The sequence below is a fragment of the Bailinhaonella thermotolerans genome, assembly GCF_003594875.1.
In the GTDB taxonomy this organism is placed as follows: Bacteria; Actinomycetota; Actinomycetes; order Streptosporangiales; family Streptosporangiaceae; genus Bailinhaonella; species Bailinhaonella thermotolerans.
In genome coordinates this window covers 221,547-243,088 of record NZ_QZEY01000007.1, presented here as the reverse complement: position 1 = coordinate 243,088, position 21,542 = coordinate 221,547, and the positions used below count along the sequence as shown (strand labels likewise).

The following is a 21,542-nucleotide window of genomic DNA, read 5'->3' as shown; positions in this document are numbered from 1 at the left end:
TTGCCGCGGCTCGCGGCGTGGTAGTTGTGGTGGCGTGACGCTTTCAGTTGCGCAGATCGACCGTGAGACCGAGCAGCTCGTCGGGCAGTGGATCACCCTCCCGGAGGCCGCCCAGCAGCTCGGGATCTCCCTCGGCCGCGCCAAGCAGTACCTCCGCGATCGCAAGCTCATCGGGGTCCACCGCGACCGGCAGCTCTGCGTCCCGGCGGTCTTCATCAAGGACGGGCAGATCCTCAAGGGCCTGTCGGGGACGCTCACCGTGCTCGCCGACGCCGGCTACGACGAGGTCGCGTCGCTGCGGTGGCTCTTCACCGCCGACGACTCCCTGCCCGGCTCCCCGGCGGAGGCCCTCGTGGCCGGCCGCCACAGCGAAGTGAACCGGCGTGCCCAAGCGCTCGCTTTCTGAGTCCCGGCTCTACCTCTGCACCGACGCGCGCCGCGACCGGGGGGACCTGGAGGAGTTCCTCGACGCGGCGCTGTCGGGCGGGGTGGACATCGTCCAGCTCCGCGACAAGACCCTGGAGGCCCGCCAGGAGCTGGAGTTCCTGGAGGTGTTCCGGCGCGCCTGCGAGCGCCACGGGACCCTGCTCGCGGTCAACGACCGGGCCGACGTCGCGCACGCCGCCCGCCCGGACGTGCTCCACCTGGGCCAGGACGACCTCCCGGTACGGCACGCGCGCGACATCCTCGGCCCGGACATCCTCATCGGCCGGTCCACGCACTCCGAGCAGGAGGCCAAGGCCGCGTCCGAGGAGGAGGGCGTGGACTACTACTGCGCCGGCCCGGTCTGGCCGACCCCGACCAAGCCCGGCCGCCACGCGCCCGGACTCGACCTGGTGCGCTACGCCGCGAGCCTGGACTCGGACCGCCCCTGGTTCGCCATCGGCGGCATCGACCTGACCAACCTCGACCAGGTGCTCGCCGCCGGCGCCACCCGCGTGGTCGTCGTGCGCGCCATCACCGAGGCCGAGGACCCCAGGGCCGCCGCGCAGGAGTTCGCCCGCCGCCTGTCGGTCAGCCCGCCCTGATCCGCGGGCGGCGGCCGTACGACCTGGGAGGCGGGCGGTGACGGGGGCCACACCCCGCGGGCGAGGGACGCGGGGCCAGAGCGTCGTACCACGACGTTAGGCTCAGAGCATGACCGGAACCGGGCCCCTTCGCGACGTGCGCGCGGAGGTCGACGCCGCCCTCAGGGCGTTCATGGACCTTCAGCTTGAGGCCATGGGGCCGGGGATGGACGGGTGGCCGGACCTGGCGCCGATGCACGCCGCGGCCGTCGATCTGCTGGCCGAGGGCAAGCGGCTGCGCCCGGCGTTCTGCTACTGGGGCTGGCGCGCCGCCGGGGGAGACCGGCGGCCGGAGATCTTCGCGGCGGCGGCGTCGCTGGAGCTGCTCCAGGGCAGCGCGCTCGTGCACGACGACGTGATGGACGGCAGCGACACGCGGCGCGGCATGCCGTCGGCGCACCGCAAGTTCGAGGCGCTGCACCGGGCGGCCGGGTGGCAGGGCAGCCCCGGCCGGTTCGGCGAGGGCGCCGCGATCCTGCTCGGCGACCTGTTCCTGGTCTGGTCCGACCAGCTCTTCCAGGGCTCCGGGCTGCCCGGCGAGGTGCTCGCCGCGGCGCGGCCGGTGTTCGACCGGATGCGCACCGAGCTGATGTGCGGGCAGTACCTCGACCTGCTGGAGCAGGCCAAGGGCGAGGCCGGCACCGTCGAGAGCGCCTACCGCGTGGCCGTGCACAAGAGCGCCCGCTACAGCGTCGAGCGCCCCCTGCACATCGGCCTCATGCTGGCCACGGCCGCCCTCGGCCACAAGCCGGAGGACTGGATCGACGAGCTGTGCGCCGCCTACGGCACCAACGTGGGCGTGGCGTTCCAGCTCCGCGACGACATCCTCGGCGTGTTCGGCGACCCGGCCGAGACGGGCAAGCCCGCGGGCGACGACCTGCGCGAGGGCAAGCGGACCATCCTCATCGCCCGCGCCCTGGAGGCGGCGACCCCCGCCCAGGCCGCCACCGTCCGCGCCCTCCTCGGCGACCCGGCCCTCGACGTCGCCGGGGTCGAGACCCTGCGCGAGATCATCGTCGAGACCGGCGCCCTCGACGCGGGGGAGCGCATGATCGCCGGATACCTGGAGACGGCCCTCGACGGGCTCGCCGCCGCCCCGATCACCGCCGAGGCCCGCGAGGCCCTGCACGCCCTGGCCGTCGCGGCCACCTCCCGCAGGACCTGAGCGGCCCGGTACGGCGGGCGCGGCCGGGCCGGCGGCACCCCGGTGCCCGTCCCGGCATGCGCGTCTCGCGACCCCACGGCGCCGCCGCCGTGCCGTACCGTGCGGCCGTCGCCGCCCCCGTGCCGGGCGCCCGGCACGGCGTCGCCGCGCGGCCGTACCAAGGAGTGGACGGGGCCGGTCCGAAAGACGGGACGCGGCGGAGGACGGGGTACGGGCGGGCCGTTACGCTAAAGGGCATGTCGCTAGGTCGCTCTTCGGTCCTGCCAGGACGTCCGCCCACGATCCGCGAGCTGCTCGCCGCGGGAGGGCGGTCGTTCTCGTTCGAGTTCTTCCCCCCGAAGACGGAGGACGGCGAGCGCAACCTGTGGCGCACCATCCGTGAGCTGGAGGCGCTGCGGCCGACCTTCGTGTCCGTGACGTACGGCGCGGGCGGCTCGACCCGCGACCGCACGGTCGATCTGGTGGAGCGGATCGCGACGGAGACGACGCTGACGCCGGTGGCGCACTTCACCGCCGTGAACCACTCGGTCCGGGAGCTGCGGCACCTGATCGGGCGGTTCGCCGAGGCGGGCGTGCGCAACATCCTGGCCGTGCGGGGCGACCCCCCGGGCGGCGACCCGCTGGGCGAGTGGGTGGCGCACCCCGAGGGAGTCCACTACGCCGAGGACCTGGTCCGGCTGATCCGCCAGTCCGGGGACTTCTGCGTGGGCGTGGCCGCGTTCCCGTACAAACACCCCAGGTCGCCCGACGTGGACTCCGACGTCGACTACTTCGTGCGCAAGTGCGACGCCGGGGCCGACTTCGCGATCACCCAGATGTTCTTCCGCGCCGAGGACTACCTGCGGCTGCGCGACCGGGTGGCGGCGCGAGGCTGCGACGTGCCGATCATCCCGGGGATCATGCCGGTCACCCAGATGAGCACGATCGCGCGGTCCGAGCAGCTCTCCGGGGCGCCGTTCCCGCCCGAGGTGGCGGCGAGGTTCGAGGCCGTGTCCGGCGATCCGGCGGCGGTGCGGCGGCTCGGCGTCGAGCACGGCGCGGAGCTGTGCCAGCGGCTGCTGGACGAGGGCGCGCCGGGCATCCACTTCATCACGTTCAACAAGTCCAGCGCGACGCGCGAGGTCTACCGCCGGCTCGACGGCTGGACCGCCAGCGGCAGCCGCGCCCCCATGATCGCGTAGCTCTCGGTCCCGCCGGGGAACTCGAAGTCGCTCAGCAGGTCCACGAACCCCAGGTCGCGGTAGAGATGCCGGGCGGCGCTGAGCCTGTCGTGCGTCGACAGCAGCGCCGTCCGCTCCGTCCGGTCGCCGGTCAGCCGGTGCAGCAGGCGGCGGCCGAGGCCCCGCCCCTGGTACTCCGGCAGCACGTGGATCTCCGCGATCTCGAACGGGTCGGCGAACCACTCCCGCGCCGCCGCCTCGCCGCCCACCTCGGCCAGCCCCCGGCGCACGACGTCGTGCCACCACTGGCCCGGCGCGCCGTGGAAGCCGTACGCGAACCCCACGCGCGCGCCGTCCTCCAGCGCGATCCAGCACGAGAACCCCGGATAGCCCGAGTGGTTCCGCATGATGCTCTGCCGTCCCGCCAGTTGCTCCCCCGGCGGCCGCATCGCCGCCGAGTAGATCGCCAGCACACTGTCGAGCACCCCGGGAAACCCCTCCCGGCCCACCCGCTGCAACTCCGCCTCGCCCACGCCGCGAGACTAACCCGCCTTCCAGCCCGGATAGCGGTTATCACCCGCTTTGACGAAACCGATACCCGCCGACCCCCAACCCGTGGCCCCCGCACGGCCCCCGTACGGCCCCCGCCCGGGCGGCCGTACGGCGCTGGCGGGCGAGATCCGGGACGCCGTGGACGGCGGGGGCGTACCGTAGGGAACGCGTGGAAATGACGCGATCGGCGTGTGGCTCAGCAGCAGGGCACCGGGCTTTCTCCCGGAGGGCGCGGGTGCGAGTCCCGCCACGCCGGCCCGAGATCGGCCGCCGGCGCGGGGGCCCGTCCCCGCTTCGCCGGCTCTCCGGCCTTCCTGCTGTCCGTCTCTCCGGCGGCGTCGCGGAAACGGGGATGACCTCGGCGGGCCCGGCGGTCTAGGATCGGGGCCGCGCCCGGGCGGGCGCGATCGGCGTGTGGCTCAGCAGCAGGGCACCGGGCTTTCTCCCGGAGGGCGCGGGTGCGAGTCCCGCCACGCCGGCCGGATCGACGAGCCGGGGCTCGTACGGCGGGGCCCGTGTGCTCGTCCCGCGCGCCGGCTCGTGCCGTACGACGGCGGCGGATGGGGTCGAAGGGGAGAAATCGGGTGGCCGGCGCGGGGTCGCGCGCTTATCGTCGGGGGAGCGCCGGGGCCGGCGCGATCAGCGTGTAGCTCAGCAGCGGAGCACCGGGCTCGGGACCCGGAGGGCGCGGGTGCGAGTCCCGCCACGCTGGCATGGAAGGCAGTGACAGGCACACCGGTGCCGGGTATTCCGCGGGGCAGCTCGCCAAGGCGCTGTTCACGGCGGCGGCGCATGAGGACGCGGCGACCCGGGAGCGGGCCGGCGAGCGGGTCCGGCGCTGGGCGGCGGTGCTCGGGGGGACGCTCTCGGGGAGGCTGACCGTCGGGTCGCGGACGCCGGTGGCCGACCTGCCCGCGTGGGTGACGCCCGAGGTGGTCCGGGGCGGGTTCGCCACCGGGACCCCGGCCGCGGGCGGCCCGCTGACACGGCACGAGGCGGAACTGGCCGCGCGCGCCGGGGTGCGGCCCGAGCGGAAGGCGCTCTTCGCCCACCACCTCACCGAGGAGGGGCTGGCCGGGCTCGGCGAGCTGCTCGACGGCGGCGCCTACCGGGTGGAGTTCCCCGAGGAGGCCGCGCTGCCGGTCGTGGCCTGGCTGCTGCGGGCCGGCGACCGCGAGGGCGCGCTGGAGGTGCTGGAGGCGGTCTCGCCGTACGCCGGCCTGCTGCGGTTCGCCCCCGCCCCGGCCGACGCCCCGCCGCCGGACCCCGAGGTGATGTGGCGTGAGACGGCGGGCGAGGCGCGCGACGGCGTGTCCGGGTGCGAGCCGAACGCGCGGGTCGAGACGATGCGCGAGGCGCTGACGGTCTGGAACCCGTTCGCCGACGAACTGCTGGCCCTGTGGCTGGACACGGCCGAGGACGGCCGCGTGGGCGCGCGGACGGACGGTGAGTGGCGGGACCGGGCCGCCGCCCTGCTCGCGCGCTACCGGGAGCTGGCGGCGGCGCACACGCGCTGCGCCAAGCACCGCAAGCCCAAGGAGAACCTGGCCATCCTGCGCTCCGCGCTGGAGGAGACCGTGGCGGGGCGGGCGCTCACCCCGCGCGCCGCCGGGCTGCTCCAGCGGGCCGTGGACTCGATGGTCGCGCGGCGCGGGCGGCCGGGGGAGGAGCGGCACGCCGCGCTCCGGGCGAGGCAGGCGGCCGAGGCGTCCATCCCGGCGCACCACCTGCTGGCCCGCGTCGTCGTCGCCCGGCTGGCGGACCTGCCGCCGGACCACGGCATCCGCGACGTGGAGGCCGTCCTCGCCCCCGCCCGCGAGGGCGAGGCGCCGGGCGTGCCCGCGGGGACGCCGATCCCGCCGTCGATCGCGCGCGTCGTACGGCGGGCGTACGCCGGCACGGCCGAGGAGCTGATCGAGGCCGGGGTGGTGCCGTCCGCCGAGGTGCTGGCCACGCTCGTGCCCCGGATCGCCGCGGCCGCCACCGCCGCGCCGTACGCCGACGACGCCCTGCGGTCGCTGATGGCCGCGAACTACCTGGCCTTCCGCCGCCGCCGGTCGCTGCTGCTGCTCAACCTGGAGCACCAGGTGCGGCTGGACGAGCTGCCGTGGGTGCGGGCCGCCGCCCGGCACCGGGCCGCGGACGCGGGTTCGCGCGACGACGCGCACGCCGCGCTGCGCCGCCTCGGGGAGCTGGCGCTCGACGCGTTCCCGGGCACGCTGCCGCCGAACCCGTTCGTGCGGGAGCTGGCCGCGCTGTCCGAGGAGGCGGGGGAGCGGCTGCCGTGGGTGGAGGAGCTGGCCGCCGACATCTTCATGGGCACGTTCTCCGGCAAGTTCCCCGCGGCGGCCAAGATCGCCGGGGAGCTGCTGCGCGGCGGCCTCTACGAGCGGTACTACGGGATCGACTACGCGGCGGTCGCGGCCGTCCCCGACGTACGGCGGGGCGCGGGGCGGGGCGCGGCGACCTCGGCGGAGTTCGACCGGATGTGCGGGTCCACGGGCTCGTGGGGGAGGCCCGCCGAGAACGGGGTGGTGATCGAGAACGCGCAGATCCTGACCACGCACAACCTCGCCACGCTGGTGCTCCGCGCGGGGGCGCGGCCGGCGGCGGGCTGGCGGGAGCTCGCGCTGCGCGCCTTCGCCACGGCGGTCACGCTCACCGGGCGGGTGCGGGGCAACCCGCGACCGCTGTCCACGATCAAGGACGCGGCGTACGCCTGGCGGCACATGATCTTCTTCCTGTCCCTGCCCGGCGCGGGCGACCCGCTGGACTTCGCGGACGAGCTGGACCGCCGCCTCGCCGCGGTCCCGGCCCCCACCCGCGCGCGTCTCACCCCGGCCGTCGCGGGCCTGCGGCACGTGGCGGCAGGCGGTGAGTTCGCCCCGGACGGCACCGCCGGCGAGGCCCGGCGCCTCCGCGGCTGGACCACCACCCGCCACTGGATGGCCGCCGCCCCCTGACGCCCGCGGGCTCCCCGGTCTCCGCCGCCATGAGATCCACCGCCCGGCCTCGGCCGGGCGGTGGGTCGGGGTGCGAGCCATCGGGATGCGGCCGCTTCTCCGGCGCCGCCGGACCGCCGCTGTTCGAGTCGGCGTGTCGCGTGGGTTCGCGGTGTGCGCGCGATGGCGCCGGTGAGCGCGTCACCTGCGCCGTGGAGGGCTGGTGACGGGTGCGGGACGAGCCGGGGCGCCCCGAGTGCCGGGTGGCGTGGGGGCCGGGGCGGGGGTGCCGCGGGCCCGCCCTGAGTGGGAGGGCGGGCCCGCGGGCCTGGCCGGCCGCGGGGGTCAGCCGGCCAGGGGGATGGGGAGGACCGGCTGGCTGGGGATGTCGAGGAGCGCTTCGACGGTGTTGATGAAGGTCTCCACGTCGTGGATGAGGGCGTCGGCCTCGACGGGGGTGACGGCGTGGAGGACGCCCGCCTCGGCGGAGGCGCGCTTGACGGCGGTGGTCGCGAAGAACGAGGCCCACTCGGTGAGCTCGGGCGCGGCGGCCGGGAGGAGCTCCCAGGCGCTGCGCAGGCGGCGGCTGGCGGTGGGGCGCGCCTTGACCGAGAGGACGGCGGCGGTGGCGCGCAGGGCCGCGCGGTGGGCCATGGAGTAGCGGTCCGCGGAGGCACGGGCCTCGCGGGCGTCGGCGAGAAGGGTGCGTGCGTCGTCGAGCTGGGCGAGTGCCGTCTCCGAGACCCGGGGGCGGGCCAGGTCGCTGGTCGGTCGAGCCATTGTGCTGCCTCCCCTTTGGAGCACGTATGCCGGATCGCTCCACGCCGGGGCGGGGCCGGACGAGGAGCTTCCCCTCTCCCCGTCCGGCCGATGGGACCCGGCTCGCCGCCTCCGCCGACGGCGGTCCACCGGGACCCACTGCCCAGGCGCGGGCCGCGAGTCCCGCACCACTTCTTCGAACATAGATTCGATCGCAAGATCAAGTCAAGCGAAACTCCGAACAGGCGTTCGATCCATGCCCTCCACTCCTGCGAACATATCCATCCCCACCGACATTTCCGCCGCCCTCAACTCCACCCCCACCCCGCCTGTCAACAACCCCACCCCACCGCCCCCCGACGCCCGCCCCCTTGGCCCCCGCGCCCCGCGCGGCGGGGCTCTCCACGCTCCCGGCCTCTACGTCCCTGGACGCCATGCCCAGGGCCTCGCGCCCCCCGAACCTCCTCCCGCCCCCTTTCCCTCGCCGTGATCATGCGGTTTTGCGCACACCTTGTGATCGAAATCGCATGATCACGGCGAGGTGGGGGCGTCGCGGGGGAGGGCTCGCGCGGGGGAGGGCGGCGTTCTCGGCGGGGCGGGAGGGGCGGGGCGCGCGTGAGTGGGGGTGGCGGGCGTATGGCGAAGCCGCCGTGGTGGTGAGGGAACGGGGCTGCGGATGCGACGGAGCCCCGGGCGGGGGGAGAGGGGCCCGGGGCTGGGGTGAGGAGGGCGCTATGCGGAGGCTGGGGGGATGTTGTGGTTGAGGCGGAAGGTGTTGGCGGGGTCGTAGGTGGCCTTGAGGCGGCGGAGGTCCTGGTAGACGTCGGGGTCGTAGGCCGCGGCGACCTCGGACTCGGTGGCGGGGCCGCAGTGGAAGTTGAGGAACGTGCCGACCCCGCCGAGCGCGTCCATCTGGCGGCGCTGGTAGGCGCGCACGGCCTCCACGTCCTGGGCGCCGGGGCCGCCGGGGGTGTCCGGGTCGTCGAGGCCGGCGACCACGTGGAGGACGTAGCGCGCCTCGCGGTGGCCGATCACCGCCGGCGACGGCTTGGCGAGGGCGCCGCCCAGGTGGCGGACCTGGAGCACGGTCGGCACCTCCGCCGAGGGCCCGGCCACCGCGAACGCCGCCGCGCTGTCCAGCTCGGTCAGCAGCGTCCCGGCCCCGGCGTACGCGTGCGGGTGCGGCGGGTCGTCGCTGATCGTGTGGGACTCGGTGTACGGCATGTCGCCGAGCCGCTCCATGAGGACCTCCCCGGCGGAGCGCAACGGCGCGACCAGCCGCTCCCCGGACTCGGCGTCCCCGGTGTACGCGACGCGGACGTGGGTGACGTGGCGCCCGCGCAGCGGCTCGGGGATGACGGGCGCGTCGGGCAGCGGGACCATGGCGATCGCCGAGGTCAGCTCGTCGGGCACGGTCTCGGTCCAGGCCCGCCACGCCTCCAGCACCTCGGCCGTGGAGTCGAAGTACAGGCCCCCGCCGTACAGCCGGGCGACCGGCAGCAGCCCGATCTCCATCCCGGTCACCACGCCGAAGTTGCCGCCGCCGCCCAGCAGCGCGCGGAACAGCTCGTCGCCGGGCGTCACCTGGCGCGCCCGCCCGTCGGCCGTGACCACCTCGAACGCGCGCACGTGGTCGGCCGCGTAGCCGTACTGCCGCGCGAGCAGGCCCATGCCGCCGCCCAGGGTGTATCCCACCGCGCCGACGTTCGGCGAGCTGCCCGAGGGTGGCGCGAGCCCGTGCCGCCCGGCCTCGGCGATCACCTTCTCCCAGCGCGCGCCCGCCTCGACCCACGCGGTCCCCGCCGCCGGGTCCACCCGCACGCCGTCCATCGCCCTCGTGCTGATCAGCACGCCGCCCTCGGCCGTCTCCGCGAGCCCGTGGCCGCTGGCCTGCACCGCTACGGGAAGCCCGCGCTCCACGGCGTACTCCACGGCGGCGCGCACGTCGGCGGCCCCCGCGGCGGCGACGATCACGTCCGGCCGGTGCTGACCATGGAGCTGGAACCCGTCGCGTTCGGCGTCGTATCCGGGGTCGCCGGGCCGGTAGACGGAACCCTCCACGCGGATCATGTCCTCGTCCTCTCCCTCGATCGGTCGGTCGGGACCCACGCTAGGAGCCCTTGAGGCCAGAACCTGTCCGCAAGCGAGCGAGAATCGGGACATGACGAAGGACCTGCCGGGCCGCCTGCTCCGCCTGCTGTCGCTGCTGCAGAACCGCCGGGAGTGGTCGGGCGCGGAGCTGTCCGAACGGCTGGGCGTCAGCGGCCGGACCGTGCGCCGGGACGTGGACCGCCTGCGCGACCTGGGCTATCCGGTGGAGAGCACGACGGGCACCGCCGGGGGATACCGGCTGGCCTCCGGCCGGGCGCTGCCGCCGCTGCTGCTGGAGGACGACGAGGCCGTCGCCGTGGCGGTCGCGGTGGTGCTGCTCACGGCGTCCGGCACGAGCGTCGCCGACCTCGCGGAGCCGTCCGCGCGGGCGCTGGCCAAGCTGCGCCACGTGCTCCCGGTACGGCTGCGCGCCCGCTTCGACGCGATCGCCGAGACCGTGACCCCGGTGGAGCGGGCGGGACTGCCCAGGGTGGACCCGGAGGCGCTGGGGGTGCTCGCGTCGGCGATCCGGGACCGGGAGATGGTGGCGTTCGGGCACCGCAGCCGCGCCGGGACGGCCACCTCGCGCCGCGTCGAGCCGTACAACCTGGTCAGCATCCACGGGCTGTGGTATCTGCTGGCCTACGACCCGGACCGGGCGGACTGGCGGGTCTTCCGGGTGGACCGGATCAGCGAGCCGCGGCCCGTGCGGTGGCGGTTCACCCGGCGTCCCGCGCCGGACCCGGTCGCGCACGTCGCGCGGACGGTGGCGCTCACGCCGTACCGCTACCGCGCCGTCGCGACGGTCTCGGCCCCGGCGGAGACCGTGCTGGCGCGGCTGCCCTTGCCCGTGCGGGACCGGGTCGAGCCGATCGACACGCGCACCTGCCGGGTGCGGTTCGGCGCGGACTCCCTCAACCGGATCGCGGCCGAGCTGGTCTCCCTGGACGCCGACTTCACCCTGGAGGGCCCGCCCGAGCTGCGCGAGCACCTCGACCGCGTCCGCGAGCGCCTGCGCGCCCCCGCCGGATGACGCGGCCCGTACGGCGGGGCGGGCCTCTCCCCGGGCGTACGGCCGGCCGGGCACGTGGCGGGGACCTCCGGAGGGGCGCGAAGGGGCGCGGTGAGGACCGCCGGAGGGGTGCGGCGGGGACCTCCGGGAAGGGGCGGCGGGGACCTCCGGGAAGGGGCGGCGGGGACCTCCGGGAAGGGGCGGCGGCAGAAGGACCCCGGACATGGCGCCGGCCTCGCCAGGGTGATGGGAGGTGGCGAGGCCGGCGGGCTGGGAGGCGTTATCGGCGGACGTGCACCGGGACGCCCGTGCCGAGGATCTTCGGCAGCTTCTCCGCGATGTGCATCGGGACGCGGACGCAGCCGTGCGAGGCCGGGTACAGCGGCACGTTGTTGCCCACGGAGCCGTGGAACGCGATACCGCCCACGAAGAAGATCGGGTTGTACAGCCGGCCCAGCGGCGCGACGTGCCAGCCCTTCACGCGGCGGCCGGTCTTGAAGTTGCCGGTCGGGGTGATCGCGTCACCGCAGTTGCGCATCTTCTTGCCCTGGTAGGTCACCGTCTCGCAGTACGGCACGCGCGTGCCGGAGGAGATGTGGTTGATCTGGACCAGGCGGCCGTTCTTGTAGAGGTACATGACCTGCTTGCGCAGGTCCACCTCGACGCGGGTGGGCTTGCCCTTGGGCACGAGGACCTTGGGCGTGCGCGGCTTGTCCAGCGCCTTCCACGTCTTGGTGCCCACGGCCGCGCTCGGCTTGATGCCGTTGACCTTCTGGAACGCCCAGACGGCCATCCGCACGGCGTCGCCGAACCTCCCGTCGATCTTGCCCGGGTCGTACCCGAGCGCCTGCAGGCGGAGCTGGAGGGCCTTGACCTCGGCGCCCTTCATGCCCGGCCGCAGCGTCTTGCGCTTGACGGGGGCGGTGGCCGTCGTGGGGGCGGGCTCGGCCGTGGCGGTGGGGATCACCGGAGCGGCCGCCGTCACCGGCGCGAGGGAGGGCTTGGCGGCGGCCGCCTCGGCGCCCCCAGAGGTGATCATCACGATCGCGGCGGCCAGGGCACCGAGTCCGGCAACCTTCCTAGATGTACGCATAAATCAGACCCCATTCACATATGTAACAAACTCCCCGTGGGTCACGATTGTCGCGCTCGGGGGGGACGTTCACACACTTAGAGTTGTCTTCGTGCCTGAAAAGTTGCCTGCGAACGCCTTGCACGTCAGTAACAGGTTGGTCGCGCTCGGCGTGACCGGCGAGGTCGTCGTGCTGCCGGAGCCCGCCCCGACCGCCGCCGCGGCCGCCGCCCAGCTCGGCTGCGAGGTCGGCGCGATCGCCAACAGCCTGGTCTTCGACGCCGGCGGCGACCCCCTGCTGGTCCTCACCAGCGGCGCCCACCGCGTGGACACCGCCCGCGTCGCCGCCCTCGTCGGCGTGGAGAAGGTGCGCCGCGCGACCCCGGAGTTCGTCCGGGCCGCGACCGGCCAGCCCATCGGCGGCGTCGCGCCGGTTGGCCACCCCGCGCCGCTCCGCACGCTGGTGGACACCTGGCTCATGAAGCACGGGACCGTCTGGGCCGCCGCGGGCCACCCTCACACGGTCTTCCCGACCACCTTCGACGAACTGGTCCGCGTCACCGGGGGCACCCCGGCCGAGGTCACCTGACCCCGCGCCCCGGGTCCCATCCGCGCCGTACGTCGGAGGCGGCGCGGTCGCGAGCCGCACGGGAGGCGCGATCATGAGCCGTACAGGAGGCGCCGTCGCGAGCCGTACGGGAGGCGGGGGCGGGTCTCAGCGGTGCGAGCCGTACGGGCGGCGGGGGCGGGCCTCACGAGCGGCGGGGGCGCGAGCCGCACGTGACCGGGCGGGGGGAGCCGGGCCGGAAAAGGGAAAGGGCCGGACCGCGGTGAGCGGTCCGGCCCCGTGGTGCCAGGGGTGGTTGTCGTCAGAAGGCCTCGACGGCGCGCCGGGCCTCGGCGTCCAGGACGCCCCAGCTGATGAGCTCCTCGGTGAGCTCGCTGGGCGACTTGTCGTAGATGACGGCCAGGGAGCGCAGATCCTCCTGGCGGATGGACAGGACCTTGCCGTTGTAGTCGCCGCGCTGGCTCTGGATCGTGGCGGCGTAGCGGGCGAGGGGACCGGCCTTCTCCTTGGGGAGCTGGGCCAGCCGCTCCAGGTCGATGACCAGCTTGGGGGTCGGGCCGAGCGGGCTCGGCGCGGCGCCTCCCGGCAGGAGCTCGGAGACGGGCACCCCGTAGAAGTCGGCCAGCTCGGCCAGCTTCTGCACGGTCACGGCGCGGTCGCCGCGCTCGTAGGAACCCACGACCACGGCCTTCCAGCGCCCGCGGGACTTCTCCTCGACTCCGTGTAGGGACAGTCCCTGCTGGGTGCGGATGGCGCGGAGTCGTGCACCCAGCGACTTGGCGTACTCAGACGGCATCGTTTGGCCCCCCGGCTCTCTGTGTGCGGTTTCAATGGAATTGTGCTCCACCCCGCGGAGAACACGCACCCGGTGTCGGCGGGGCGGGGGAAGCCCAGCCGAGGGGTCCGGTATGTCCGGGTACGCCACGAGGAGTGGTTACGGACAGTGACGGTAAAGCCGTGGAGCCCGAAGGTCAAGCTGATTGGAAAAAACACAGCTCATCCGTCCGGTCCCGAACGTCCCGCTTGGCGGAGAGTGGGCACGGCCCGCGACGCCCCGCACGGCCCTCACGCCCCTCTCACCTCCCCTCACCTGGTCCTGACGGCGGCGCGGGGGAGCACCATCACCGGGATCGTGGCCGCCCGCAGGATCTTCAGCGACATGTCGCCCATGAAGACCTTGCGGATCGGCCCGCTGGCGCTGGACGCGCAGACCAGCATCTCCCCGCGCAGCCACTCGGTCCCCGCCAGCGCCTTGGCCACGTTCGGTCCCTCCAGGACCTCGGTCGTCACGGTGGCCCGGCGCCGGCTCTCCTTCGCCGAGGCGGCCAGGTCGGCCTCGAGCTGCTCGTGCGCCAGGTCCAGCATCTCGCCCTCGATCCGGGTGGCCCCCGCCCGCCGCACCATCAGCGTCAGCAGCCGCAGCGGCACGTCGTAGCGCCCCGCCGCCCGCGCCGCGAGCGCCACCGCGTCATCGGCCTCCGGCTCGCGCCGGTAGGCCACGCTCAGCCGCTCCAGCTCGCGCGGCGGGCGCTCGCCGTACCCCTTGGGGGCGAGCGCCACGGGCACCCGCGAGCCGTGCAGGAGCTGGTCGGCGGTGCTGCCGACGGTGATGTGCCCGGCGGAGCGGCCGGGCGCCGAGCCGATCACGACGAGGTCCGCGCCGACCTTGGAGACGACCTCGCTCAGCCCGCGCCCGCTGCCGCGGTGGGCGTGCACCACGAGGTCGGGCGGGTGCGGCAGCTCCGCGTCCGAGAGCAGCCCGGCCGCCTCCTCCAGCGCGGACTTGGCGCGTTCTCGCAGGTAGGAACGCCACTCGGCGTCCACCCGGCCGGGCGAGGGAGTGTCCCAGGCGGCCGGGTTGACGTGGGCGACGGAGAGCGCGGCGCCCGCCGTCCGGGCGATCAGCGCGGCGAGCGCGAGAGCGTCCCTGCCGCGGCGGTCGGGGACGTATCCGACGAGGACGTGGTCGAACTTCATGGTGAGAGCCTCATGACTGGGAGGCCAGCCGGGAGTGCCGGTAGCTGTAGGAGAAGTAGATGACCAGCCCGAGCGCCATCCAGCTCAGGAAGGCCGTCCAGGTGCCCGAGTCGAGCTTGATCATCAGGTAGGCGCAGAAGAACACGCCCAGCAGCGGCGTGATCGGGAAGAACGGCGTCCGGAAGCTCCGGCGCAGGTCGGGCCGGGTACGGCGGAGCACCATCACGCCGACGTTGACGATGGCGAAGGCGAACAGCGTGCCGATGCTGGTGGCGTCGGCGAGCCGGCCCAGCTCGACGAGCCCGGCGAGCAGCCCCACGAACGCCGTCACGATGAGCGTGTTGGCCGTGGGGACCTGCCGCCGGGCGCTGACCCGCTGGAAGACCTTCGGGATGAGCCCGTCGCGGGACATCGCGAACAGGATGCGCGTCTGGCCGTACATCACCGTCAGCACGACGCTGGCGATCGCGACCACCGCGCCGAAGGACAGGATGATCGACGGCCAGGCGGCGCCGGTGACGTGGTCGAGCACCATCGCCAGGGACGCCTCGGCCCCCGCGAACTCGCGCCAGGGCAGCACGCCGACCGCGGCCAGCCCGACGAGCACGTAGACGGCCGTGACGATCGCCAGCGACAGCACGATCGCCCGGGGCAGGTCGCGCCGCGGGTCCTTGGCCTCCTCTCCCGCCGTGGAGGCGGCGTCGAAGCCGATGTAGGAGAAGAAGACCTTGGCCCCGGCCGCGCTGATGCCCGCCACGCCCATCGGCGCGAACGGCGCGAGGTTGCCCGCCCGGAACGCCGTGAACGCGATCACGCAGAAGAAGAGCAGCACCACGATCTTGATGAACACCATGATCGTGTTGACCGTGGCGCTCTCCGAGGTGCCGCGCAGCAGCAGGAACGCCGCGATCAGCACGACGGCCAGGGCGGGCGCGTTGAACACCCCGCCCTCGCCCGGCGGGTTGGACAGCACCTCGGGCAGCCGGACGCCGAAGAGCTTGCCGACGAACTCGTTGATGTACTGGCCCCAGCCCACGGCCACCGCCGACACCGAGACGGCGTACTCCAGCATCAGGCACCAGCCGCTGACCCAGGCGATGATCTCGCCGAGGGTGGCGTACGCGTAGGAGTACGACGAGCCCGACACCGGGATGGTCCCGGCCAGCTCGGCGTACGACAGGGCGGAGAACAGCGCGGTCAGGCCGGCCAGCACGAACGAGACCACGATCGCGGGCCCGGACAGCGGGACGGCCTCGCCCAGCACGACGAAGATGCCCGTGCCCAGGGTGGCGCCCACGCTGAACATCGTGAGCTGGAGCAGGGACATGGTGCGGCGCAGTTCGCCGCCCTCGCCCTGGCCGCCCTCCTGGACGATCTCGTCGATGGGCTTGGTGCGGAGGAGCCGTCGCAACGTCGATGCCATGATCAGGCTTCCGGGGTCTGCGGGTAACGACCGGTGGGCGTGACGATCGTTCCCGCGTGGCCCGCGAGTATGTCGGCCGCCTGTTCCAGCGCCCCGATCGCCGCCATGTCCCCGGTCAGCTCGGCGAACCGGCACACCGCGTCCACCTTGGGCCCCATCGAGCCCGCGGGGAACTCCTCGCGGCGCAGCGCGGCCGGGGTCGTCTTGCCGATCTCCTCCTGGTGGTCGGTGCCGAAGCCGCGCATCACCCGCGGCACGTCGGTGAGCAGCAGCAGCGCGTCGGCCTCCAGCGCCTCGGCCAGCAGCGAGGCCGTCAGGTCCTTGTCCACGACCGCCTCGACGCCTTCCAGGCGGCCCCGCTCGTTGCGGATCGCCGGGACCCCGCCGCCGCCCGCGCACACCACGATCGCGCCCGAGCCGAGCAGCCGCCGGATCACCCGCGTCTCGATCACCCGCTGCGGCCGGGGCGAGGGCACCACGCGGCGCCAGTGGTCGCCGTCCCTGCGCACCTCCCAGCCGCGCTCGGCGGCCAGCGTCCGGGCCTCCTGCTCGGTGTAGACGGGCCCGACGAACTTGGTCGGGTTGCCGAACGCGGGGTCGGCCATCGACACCAGCGTCTGGTTGATCAGCGCGCAGATCTGCCGGTCGGGCAGCTCGTTCTGGAGCTCCTGGAGCAGCCAGTAGCCGATCATGCCCTGGGTCTCCGCGCCGAGGACGTCGAACGGGTACGGCTGGGACAGCGATCGGTCGGCCGCGCTCTGCAGCGCCAGCACGCCGACCTGGGGGCCGTTCCCGTGCGTCACCACCAGCTCGTGCTCGCGTGCGATCGGGGCCAGCGACCGCACGGCGGCCGCGACGTTGCGGCGCTGCACGTCGGCGTCGGGTTTCTCGCCCCGCCGCAGCAGGGCGTTGCCGCCGAGCGCCACCACCACCCGCATCCGCGTCAGCTCCCCAGGGTGGCGACCATGATCGCCTTGATCGTGTGCAGCCGGTTCTCGGCCTGGTCCCAGACGATCGAGTGCGGCCCCTCGAAGACCTCCTCGGTCACCTCCAGCGCGTCCAGCCCGGTGTGCTGGTAGATCTCCTCGCCCACCTGGGTCTCGCGGTTGTGGAACGCGGGCAGGCAGTGCATGAACTTCACCCGCGGGTTGCCGGTGGCCGCGATCACGTCCCGGTTCACCTGGTACGGCTTGAGCAGCCGGATCCGCTCGTCCCACCGCTCCTTGGGCTCGCCCATGGAGACCCACACGTCGGTGTAGACGAAGTCCACGCCGCGCACGCCCTCGGCGACGTCCTCGGTGAGGGTGATCCGCGCCCCGGTCCGGTCCGCGATCTCGCGCGCCGGGCCCACCACCTCGTCGCCCGGCCACAGGTCGCGCGGGGCGACCATGCGCACGTCCAGCCCGAGCTTGGCCCCGGTGACGGTGAGCGAGTTGCCCATGTTGTTGCGGGCGTCGCCCAGGTAGGCGAACGACAGGTCCAGCCAGTCCTTGCCGGGGCTCTGCTCCCGCATGGTGAGCATGTCGGAGATCATCTGGGTCGGGTGCCACTCGTCGGTCAGCCCGTTCCACACCGGCACCCCGGAGTACTCCGCCAGCTCCTCGACGTGCTTCTGCGCCTTGCCGCGGAACTCGATGCCGTCGAACATGCGCCCGAGCACCCGGGCGGTGTCCTTGACCGACTCCTTGTGCCCGATCTGTGAGGACTGCGGGTCCAGGAACGTGGTGTTCGCGCCCTGGTCGAAGGCCGCGGTCTCGAAGGCGCAGCGGGTGCGCGTCGAGGTCTTCTCGAAGATCAGGGCGATGTTCTTGCCCGTGAGCCGGGGCTTCTCCGTCCCGGCGTTCTTGGCCGCCTTCAGGGCGGCCGAGAGCGTGACGAGGAACTTCAGCTCCTCGCCGGTGAAGTCCAGCTCCTTGAGGAAGCTGCGCCCCCGCAGGTTGACTGCCATGGTCCCCCCTGTCGTCCCGCGCCGCCGCTCAGGCCTCGCGCACCAGCGGGCAGCTCATGCAGCGCGGGCCCCCGCGCCCGCGCCCCAGTTCGCTGCCGCTGATCGTGAGCACCTCGATGCCGCTGGCCCGGAGGTAGTTGTTGGTCGTCGTGTTCCGCTCGTAGGCGACGATCACGCCGGGGGCCACCGCGAGCCCGTTGCAGCCGTCGTCCCACTGCTCCCGCTCGGCCGCGTGCACGTCCTGCTTGGCCGTGAGCACCCTGATCTCGTCCAGGCCGAGCGCCTCGGCGATCACCTTGTGCATGTCCTCGGGCGGGCGCGGCGTGATCCGCAGCTCCTTCTCCGCGTCACCCGGCTCGACGACGAACGAGGGGAGCATCCCCATGCCGGCGTACTTGGTGAACACGCCCCGGTCGATCATCGTCATCACGGTGTCCAGGTGCATGAACGCCCGCTTCTTCGCCATCAGCAGCGCCACGATCCGGGTCGCGGACCCCGCCGCGAACAGCCGCTGCGCGAGCATCTCCACGGCCTGCGGCTGCGTGCGCTCGCTCATGCCCACCAGGACGGCGCCGTTGCCGATGACCAGCACGTCGCCGCCCTCCATCGAGGCCGGGGCCGACGACTGGCCCTCGTTCCACACCTGGAAGCCCTCGGGCCTGCCGTACCCGGAGGCGAACATCGGGTGCCAGCGGTAGATCGCCTCCAGGTTGACCGTCTCCGGCATGCGCGCCTTCTTGCGCATGGCGTTGATCGAGACCCCGTTGTAGATCCAGCACGAGGTGTCCCGCGTGAACAGGTGGTTCGGGAGCGGGGAGAGGATGAAGTCCTCCGGGCCCATGATGCGCAGCACGATGCTGCGCGGCTCGTCCACGTGCTCCAGCAGCTCGGCCTTGGTCAGCCCGCCCACCAGGTGACGCGCCAGGTCGGCCGCGGGCATCGCCGCGAGGGCGCCGTGGATCGAGTCCACGGCCGCGGGGCCGAAGAACCGCTCGTCCACCACCTGGCCCAGGACGTGCGCGCGGGCCTCGGGGATGTCCATCGTCTCGGTCAGCAGGTCCAGCAGCAGGTGCACCCGCACGCCGCGGCCGCGCAGCACCTCCTGGAACTCCTCGTGCTCCTCCATCGCCCGCTGCACCCAGAGCACGTCGTCGAAGAGCAGGTCGTCCTTGTTGGTCGGCGTGAGCCGCTTGAGCGACAACTCGGGCTTGTGCACGAGCACCTCGCGCAGGGTGCCCACCTCGGAGTCGACGTGGAATGTCATGCTGTCCTCCCCAGATCTCGTCCGGCCCGCCCCCCCGGAGACCGGCCGGAACCGGCCTCCGGGCGGGCGGCCGGAATCAGACGGCCGCGCCGTACCGGCCCTTGGCGGCCTTGACCCACACGTAGACGAGCACCCCGACCAGCAGCATGAGCACGCCCTGGAAGACCGCCGTCGGCCCCGCCCCGTAGGCCATCCACAGCGAGAAGAGGATGGCCAGCACCGCGAGGATCACGTCCCTGGCCAGGTGCCTGTGGTCGACCCGCCGCCCCTCCGTGGTCAGCCAGTAGAGCTGGGCGCAGGCGGCGAAGAAGTACGGGATGACCGTGGTGAAGGTGGCCAGCAGCAGGATGTTCTGGAACACCTGGTCGCCGCCGCCGCCGAGGTAGTTGAGCAGGAGCGTCAGCGAGGTCAGCACCGCGCCGGCGATGATCCCGACGAACGGCACGTTGCCGCGTTCGAGCCGCTGGAACACGCGCGGGAACAGGCCGTCCGCGGCGGCGGCCCGCGGCATCTCGGCGACCAGCAGGGTCCAGCCGTTGAGCGCGCCGATGCCCGAGATGATCGCGCAGGCGGCGACCAGAGCGCCCCAGACGCCGCCGCCGAACATGTGGTCGATCGCGTCGGCGAACGGCCGCTCGGACCTCACGAGCTGGCCGTGCGGCACGGTGCCGAAGATCGCGACCGTGCTGAGCAGGTACAGCGCGGCGCAGGCGAGCGTGCCGAGGATGGTGGCCCGGCCGATGTTGCGGGCCGGGTCGCGCACCTTCTCGGCGGCGATCGACGCGCTCTCCACGCCGGAGTACGAGAACAGCAGCACCGCCCCCGCGATCGAGATCGCCGCGAGCAGGGAGCCGCCGGTGGCGTTGAACGGCCCGAAGTTCTCGGCCCTCATGAAGAACAGGCCGACGACGCCCACGAGGATCAGCGGGACGAACTTGAGGATCGCGGTGACGAGCTGGAAGCTCCCCGCGTTCTTCACGCCGGTCAGGTTGACCAGCGCGGGCACCCACACCGCGACCAGCCCGATCACGATGTGCCCGAGCGTGGACTCCCAGCGCAGGAAGTAGTTGACGTAGCCCACCCAGGCCACCGCGATGCCCGCGTTGCCCGCCCACGCGGTGATCCAGAACGACCAGGCCGTCCAGAACCCGGGGAACTCCCCGAAGGCGTCGCGGGCGTAGGCGTACGGCCCGCCCGCCGCCGGCACGCGCGAGCCCAGCCGCCCGAACACGACCGCCAGCGCCAGCGCCCCGATCGTCACGATCCCGAACGCCACCAGGCTGACCACGCCGTACTGCGCGAGCGTCGCGGGCAGCAGGAAGATCCCCGTGCCCACGATGTTGCCCACGACCAGCGCGGTGGCCATCGGCAGGCCGAGCGTGCCGCCCTGCCGCGGCGGCTCCACGGTCTTCCTCGGCGGGCTGGGCGCCTTGCCCACCTGCCGGGGGACGGCGCGATCGGCGTCGCGCGCCGCCTCGTCCGCCCTCGTGGCCCCCGGCCCGCCGGCCGCCCACGGGCTGCCCCGTCGATGCTCTCCCATGCGCGTGCCCCCCGACACGTGTAACCGCGTTCCCCCACGTCACGCCCTGTGAGCGCTTCCCCGCCGAGCCCGCCGTGAAACAGCCGGCCGCGATCAGCCGAGGGCGCCCGCGCCGTTCACGATCTCCGTCAGCTCGCCGGTGATGGCCGCCTGCCGGGCCTGGTTCGCCTCGCGGGTCAGCCGGCCGATCAGCTCGTGGGCGTTGTCGGTGGCCGACATCATGGCCGTACGGCGGGCCGCGTGCTCCGACGCCGACGACTCCAGCAGCATGTGCCAGACGCGGTCCCTGACGTACTGCACGATCAGCCGGTCCAGGACGGCCTGCGGTGACGGCTCGAAGTCGTACTGCGGCGGCGGGGGAGCGGGCCCGGCCCCGCCCTCCCCGCCGGGCGCCTCGCGCTCCTCGATCTCGATCGGCAGGATCCGGTGCGCCGTCGCGCGCTGGGCGATCATCGAGACGAACGACGTGTAGACGACGTGCACCTCGCCCACCCCGCCCTCGCGCGTGGGCCGGTCGAACAGCCCGGTCAGCTCGCGCCCGATCTCGGCGGCGTCGGCGTACGCGGGCTGGGCCGAGTTCCCCGTCCAGGCGCGGACGTAGGGCCGCGAGCGGAACCTGAACCACTCCTCGACCTTCCGCCCGGCCAGGTAGAACACCGGGTCCTTGCCCTCGTCCGCGAGCAGCCGGCGCAGCGCCTCGCCGCGCCGGATCACCGCCTGGTTGTAGCCGCCGCAGAACCCGCGGTCCCCGGCGATCAGCAGCACCGCCACCCGCGAGGCGTCCGGCCGCAGGTTCAGCAGCGCGTGGTCCACCCCCGGATGGTGCGTCACCAGCGCCGACACCGCCTCCGTGATCGCCTTGGTGTACGGCCGCGCGGCCTCCAGCCGGTCCCGCGCCCGCGGCACCCGGGCCGTCGCGATGAGCTCCTGCGCCCGGGTGATCTTCGCGGTGGACGTGACCGACCTGATCCGCTGCCGGATGATCCTGAGCTGAGCCGCCAA

The 21,542-nt window shown here is 73.8% G+C and carries 19 protein-coding genes and 3 tRNA genes; 10 read left to right on the top strand and 12 right to left on the bottom strand.

Annotation, left to right across the window (positions count from 1 at the left end; all coding sequences use genetic code 11):
• Positions 1 to 34: 34 nt before the first annotated feature.
• From D5H75_RS20300 to metF, 4 genes are all read left to right on the top strand, one after another.
• The gene (locus D5H75_RS20300) at positions 35 to 406 is read left to right on the top strand and encodes an Rv2175c family DNA-binding protein (protein WP_119928063.1); all 372 of its coding nucleotides are present in this window, start codon (positions 35 to 37) and stop codon (positions 404 to 406) included.
• Entirely contained in the window at positions 384 to 1,028 is a 645-nt protein-coding gene (gene thiE / locus D5H75_RS20295; protein WP_119928062.1) for a thiamine phosphate synthase, read from the top strand. The genes D5H75_RS20300 and thiE overlap by 23 nt, the downstream gene beginning before the upstream one ends.
• Before the next feature lie 109 nt (positions 1,029 to 1,137).
• Positions 1,138 to 2,232, top strand: coding sequence for a polyprenyl synthetase family protein (locus tag D5H75_RS20290; RefSeq protein WP_119928061.1), 1,095 nt, complete (start codon positions 1,138 to 1,140; stop codon positions 2,230 to 2,232).
• Positions 2,233 to 2,468: 236 nt separating this feature from the next.
• The gene (metF, locus tag D5H75_RS20285) at positions 2,469 to 3,413 is read left to right on the top strand and encodes a methylenetetrahydrofolate reductase [NAD(P)H] (RefSeq protein ID WP_119928060.1); all 945 of its coding nucleotides are present in this window, start codon (positions 2,469 to 2,471) and stop codon (positions 3,411 to 3,413) included.
• On the opposite strand, the gene D5H75_RS20280 is transcribed toward metF, so the two are convergent.
• Complete coding sequence (locus D5H75_RS20280; protein WP_242454382.1) at positions 3,356 to 3,925, bottom strand: GNAT family N-acetyltransferase; 570 nt, start codon at positions 3,923 to 3,925, stop codon at positions 3,356 to 3,358. The genes metF and D5H75_RS20280 overlap by 58 nt on opposite strands.
• A 204-nt stretch (positions 3,926 to 4,129) precedes the next feature.
• On the opposite strand from D5H75_RS20280, the gene D5H75_RS20275 reads away from it, so the two are divergent.
• The 4 genes from D5H75_RS20275 to D5H75_RS20260 all read left to right on the top strand — a co-directional run bounded on the left by D5H75_RS20275 (position 4,130) and on the right by D5H75_RS20260 (position 6,907).
• A tRNA-OTHER gene (locus tag D5H75_RS20275) sits at positions 4,130 to 4,200 on the top strand.
• Positions 4,201 to 4,352: 152 nt separating this feature from the next.
• Positions 4,353 to 4,423: transfer RNA gene (locus D5H75_RS20270), tRNA-OTHER, on the top strand.
• 161 nt (positions 4,424 to 4,584) lie between these two features.
• A tRNA-Pro gene (locus tag D5H75_RS20265) sits at positions 4,585 to 4,656 on the top strand.
• A gap of 1 nt (position 4,657) precedes the next feature.
• A complete protein-coding gene (locus D5H75_RS20260; protein ID WP_119928059.1) occupies positions 4,658 to 6,907 on the top strand; it encodes a hypothetical protein in 2,250 nt (749 codons plus the stop codon).
• A 324-nt stretch (positions 6,908 to 7,231) separates the two neighbouring features.
• Here the strand turns inward: D5H75_RS20260 and D5H75_RS20255 are convergent, their stop codons facing one another.
• Together D5H75_RS20255 and D5H75_RS20250 are read right to left on the bottom strand one after the other, a co-directional pair.
• Positions 7,232 to 7,666 carry an SAV_6107 family HEPN domain-containing protein gene (locus D5H75_RS20255; RefSeq protein ID WP_119928058.1) on the bottom strand — a complete coding sequence of 145 codons (435 nt, stop codon included), beginning with the start codon at positions 7,664 to 7,666 and terminating at the stop codon, positions 7,232 to 7,234.
• A 711-nt stretch (positions 7,667 to 8,377) separates the two neighbouring features.
• Positions 8,378 to 9,754 (bottom strand): FAD-binding oxidoreductase, encoded by a 1,377-nt coding sequence (locus D5H75_RS20250; protein ID WP_242454381.1) that lies wholly within the window; start codon positions 9,752 to 9,754, stop codon positions 8,378 to 8,380.
• Positions 9,755 to 9,806: 52 nt separating this feature from the next.
• Here D5H75_RS20250 and D5H75_RS20245 point away from each other — a divergent pair, with 52 nt between their 5' ends.
• Complete coding sequence (locus tag D5H75_RS20245; protein ID WP_119928056.1) at positions 9,807 to 10,769, top strand: helix-turn-helix transcriptional regulator; 963 nt, start codon at positions 9,807 to 9,809, stop codon at positions 10,767 to 10,769.
• Between the two features lie 259 nt (positions 10,770 to 11,028).
• Here the strand turns inward: D5H75_RS20245 and D5H75_RS20240 are convergent, their stop codons facing one another.
• On the bottom strand, positions 11,029 to 11,841 hold the full coding sequence (locus D5H75_RS20240; protein ID WP_242454380.1) for a L,D-transpeptidase family protein: 813 nt from the start codon (positions 11,839 to 11,841) through the stop codon (positions 11,029 to 11,031).
• Between the two features lie 91 nt (positions 11,842 to 11,932).
• Here D5H75_RS20240 and D5H75_RS20235 point away from each other — a divergent pair, with 91 nt between their 5' ends.
• Positions 11,933 to 12,409: a YbaK/EbsC family protein gene (locus D5H75_RS20235; protein WP_119928055.1), complete on the top strand. Its 477-nt coding sequence runs from the start codon at positions 11,933 to 11,935 to the stop codon at positions 12,407 to 12,409.
• A gap of 280 nt (positions 12,410 to 12,689) precedes the next feature.
• On the opposite strand, the gene bldD is transcribed toward D5H75_RS20235, so the two are convergent.
• The 8 genes from bldD to D5H75_RS20195 all read right to left on the bottom strand — a co-directional run bounded on the left by bldD (position 12,690) and on the right by D5H75_RS20195 (position 21,542).
• A complete protein-coding gene (gene bldD, locus D5H75_RS20230; RefSeq protein WP_119928054.1) occupies positions 12,690 to 13,184 on the bottom strand; it encodes a transcriptional regulator BldD in 495 nt (164 codons plus the stop codon).
• Between the two features lie 290 nt (positions 13,185 to 13,474).
• Positions 13,475 to 14,365 carry a universal stress protein gene (locus D5H75_RS20225; RefSeq protein ID WP_119928053.1) on the bottom strand — a complete coding sequence of 297 codons (891 nt, stop codon included), beginning with the start codon at positions 14,363 to 14,365 and terminating at the stop codon, positions 13,475 to 13,477.
• Positions 14,366 to 14,375: 10 nt separating this feature from the next.
• Positions 14,376 to 15,788 (bottom strand): amino acid permease, encoded by a 1,413-nt coding sequence (locus D5H75_RS20220; protein WP_119928052.1) that lies wholly within the window; start codon positions 15,786 to 15,788, stop codon positions 14,376 to 14,378.
• A 2-nt stretch (positions 15,789 to 15,790) separates the two neighbouring features.
• Positions 15,791 to 16,726: a carbamate kinase gene (arcC, locus tag D5H75_RS20215; protein ID WP_119928051.1), complete on the bottom strand. Its 936-nt coding sequence runs from the start codon at positions 16,724 to 16,726 to the stop codon at positions 15,791 to 15,793.
• A 5-nt stretch (positions 16,727 to 16,731) separates the two neighbouring features.
• Complete coding sequence (argF, locus tag D5H75_RS20210; protein ID WP_119928050.1) at positions 16,732 to 17,736, bottom strand: ornithine carbamoyltransferase; 1,005 nt, start codon at positions 17,734 to 17,736, stop codon at positions 16,732 to 16,734.
• 28 nt (positions 17,737 to 17,764) lie between these two features.
• A complete protein-coding gene (locus D5H75_RS20205; protein WP_119928049.1) occupies positions 17,765 to 19,000 on the bottom strand; it encodes an arginine deiminase in 1,236 nt (411 codons plus the stop codon).
• A gap of 76 nt (positions 19,001 to 19,076) precedes the next feature.
• Positions 19,077 to 20,540, bottom strand: a complete 1,464-nt coding sequence (locus D5H75_RS20200; protein ID WP_119928048.1) for an amino acid permease — start codon at positions 20,538 to 20,540, stop codon at positions 19,077 to 19,079.
• A gap of 93 nt (positions 20,541 to 20,633) precedes the next feature.
• Positions 20,634 to 21,542, bottom strand: coding sequence for a F0F1 ATP synthase subunit gamma (locus D5H75_RS20195; protein ID WP_119928047.1), 909 nt, complete (start codon positions 21,540 to 21,542; stop codon positions 20,634 to 20,636).

What these genes read in the sequence shown, in the direction of transcription:
- D5H75_RS20290 (WP_119928061.1), top strand. Translation starts at nt 1,138, where the DNA reads ATGACCGGAACCGGGCCCCTTCGCGACGTGCGCGCGGAGGTCGACGCC.
- D5H75_RS20245 (WP_119928056.1), top strand. Translation starts at nt 9,807, where the DNA reads ATGACGAAGGACCTGCCGGGCCGCCTGCTCCGCCTGCTGTCGCTGCTG.
- D5H75_RS20255 (WP_119928058.1), bottom strand. Translation starts at nt 7,666, where the DNA reads ATGGCTCGACCGACCAGCGACCTGGCCCGCCCCCGGGTCTCGGAGACG.
- D5H75_RS20200 (WP_119928048.1), bottom strand. Translation starts at nt 20,540, where the DNA reads ATGGGAGAGCATCGACGGGGCAGCCCGTGGGCGGCCGGCGGGCCGGGG.
- metF (WP_119928060.1), top strand. Translation starts at nt 2,469, where the DNA reads ATGTCGCTAGGTCGCTCTTCGGTCCTGCCAGGACGTCCGCCCACGATC.
- bldD (WP_119928054.1), bottom strand. Translation starts at nt 13,184, where the DNA reads ATGCCGTCTGAGTACGCCAAGTCGCTGGGTGCACGACTCCGCGCCATC.
- D5H75_RS20240 (WP_242454380.1), bottom strand. Translation starts at nt 11,841, where the DNA reads ATGCGTACATCTAGGAAGGTTGCCGGACTCGGTGCCCTGGCCGCCGCG.
- argF (WP_119928050.1), bottom strand. Translation starts at nt 17,736, where the DNA reads ATGGCAGTCAACCTGCGGGGGCGCAGCTTCCTCAAGGAGCTGGACTTC.
- D5H75_RS20260 (WP_119928059.1), top strand. Translation starts at nt 4,658, where the DNA reads ATGGAAGGCAGTGACAGGCACACCGGTGCCGGGTATTCCGCGGGGCAG.
- D5H75_RS20225 (WP_119928053.1), bottom strand. Translation starts at nt 14,365, where the DNA reads ATGAAGTTCGACCACGTCCTCGTCGGATACGTCCCCGACCGCCGCGGC.
- arcC (WP_119928051.1), bottom strand. Translation starts at nt 16,726, where the DNA reads ATGCGGGTGGTGGTGGCGCTCGGCGGCAACGCCCTGCTGCGGCGGGGC.
- D5H75_RS20220 (WP_119928052.1), bottom strand. Translation starts at nt 15,788, where the DNA reads ATGGCATCGACGTTGCGACGGCTCCTCCGCACCAAGCCCATCGACGAG.
- D5H75_RS20205 (WP_119928049.1), bottom strand. Translation starts at nt 19,000, where the DNA reads ATGACATTCCACGTCGACTCCGAGGTGGGCACCCTGCGCGAGGTGCTC.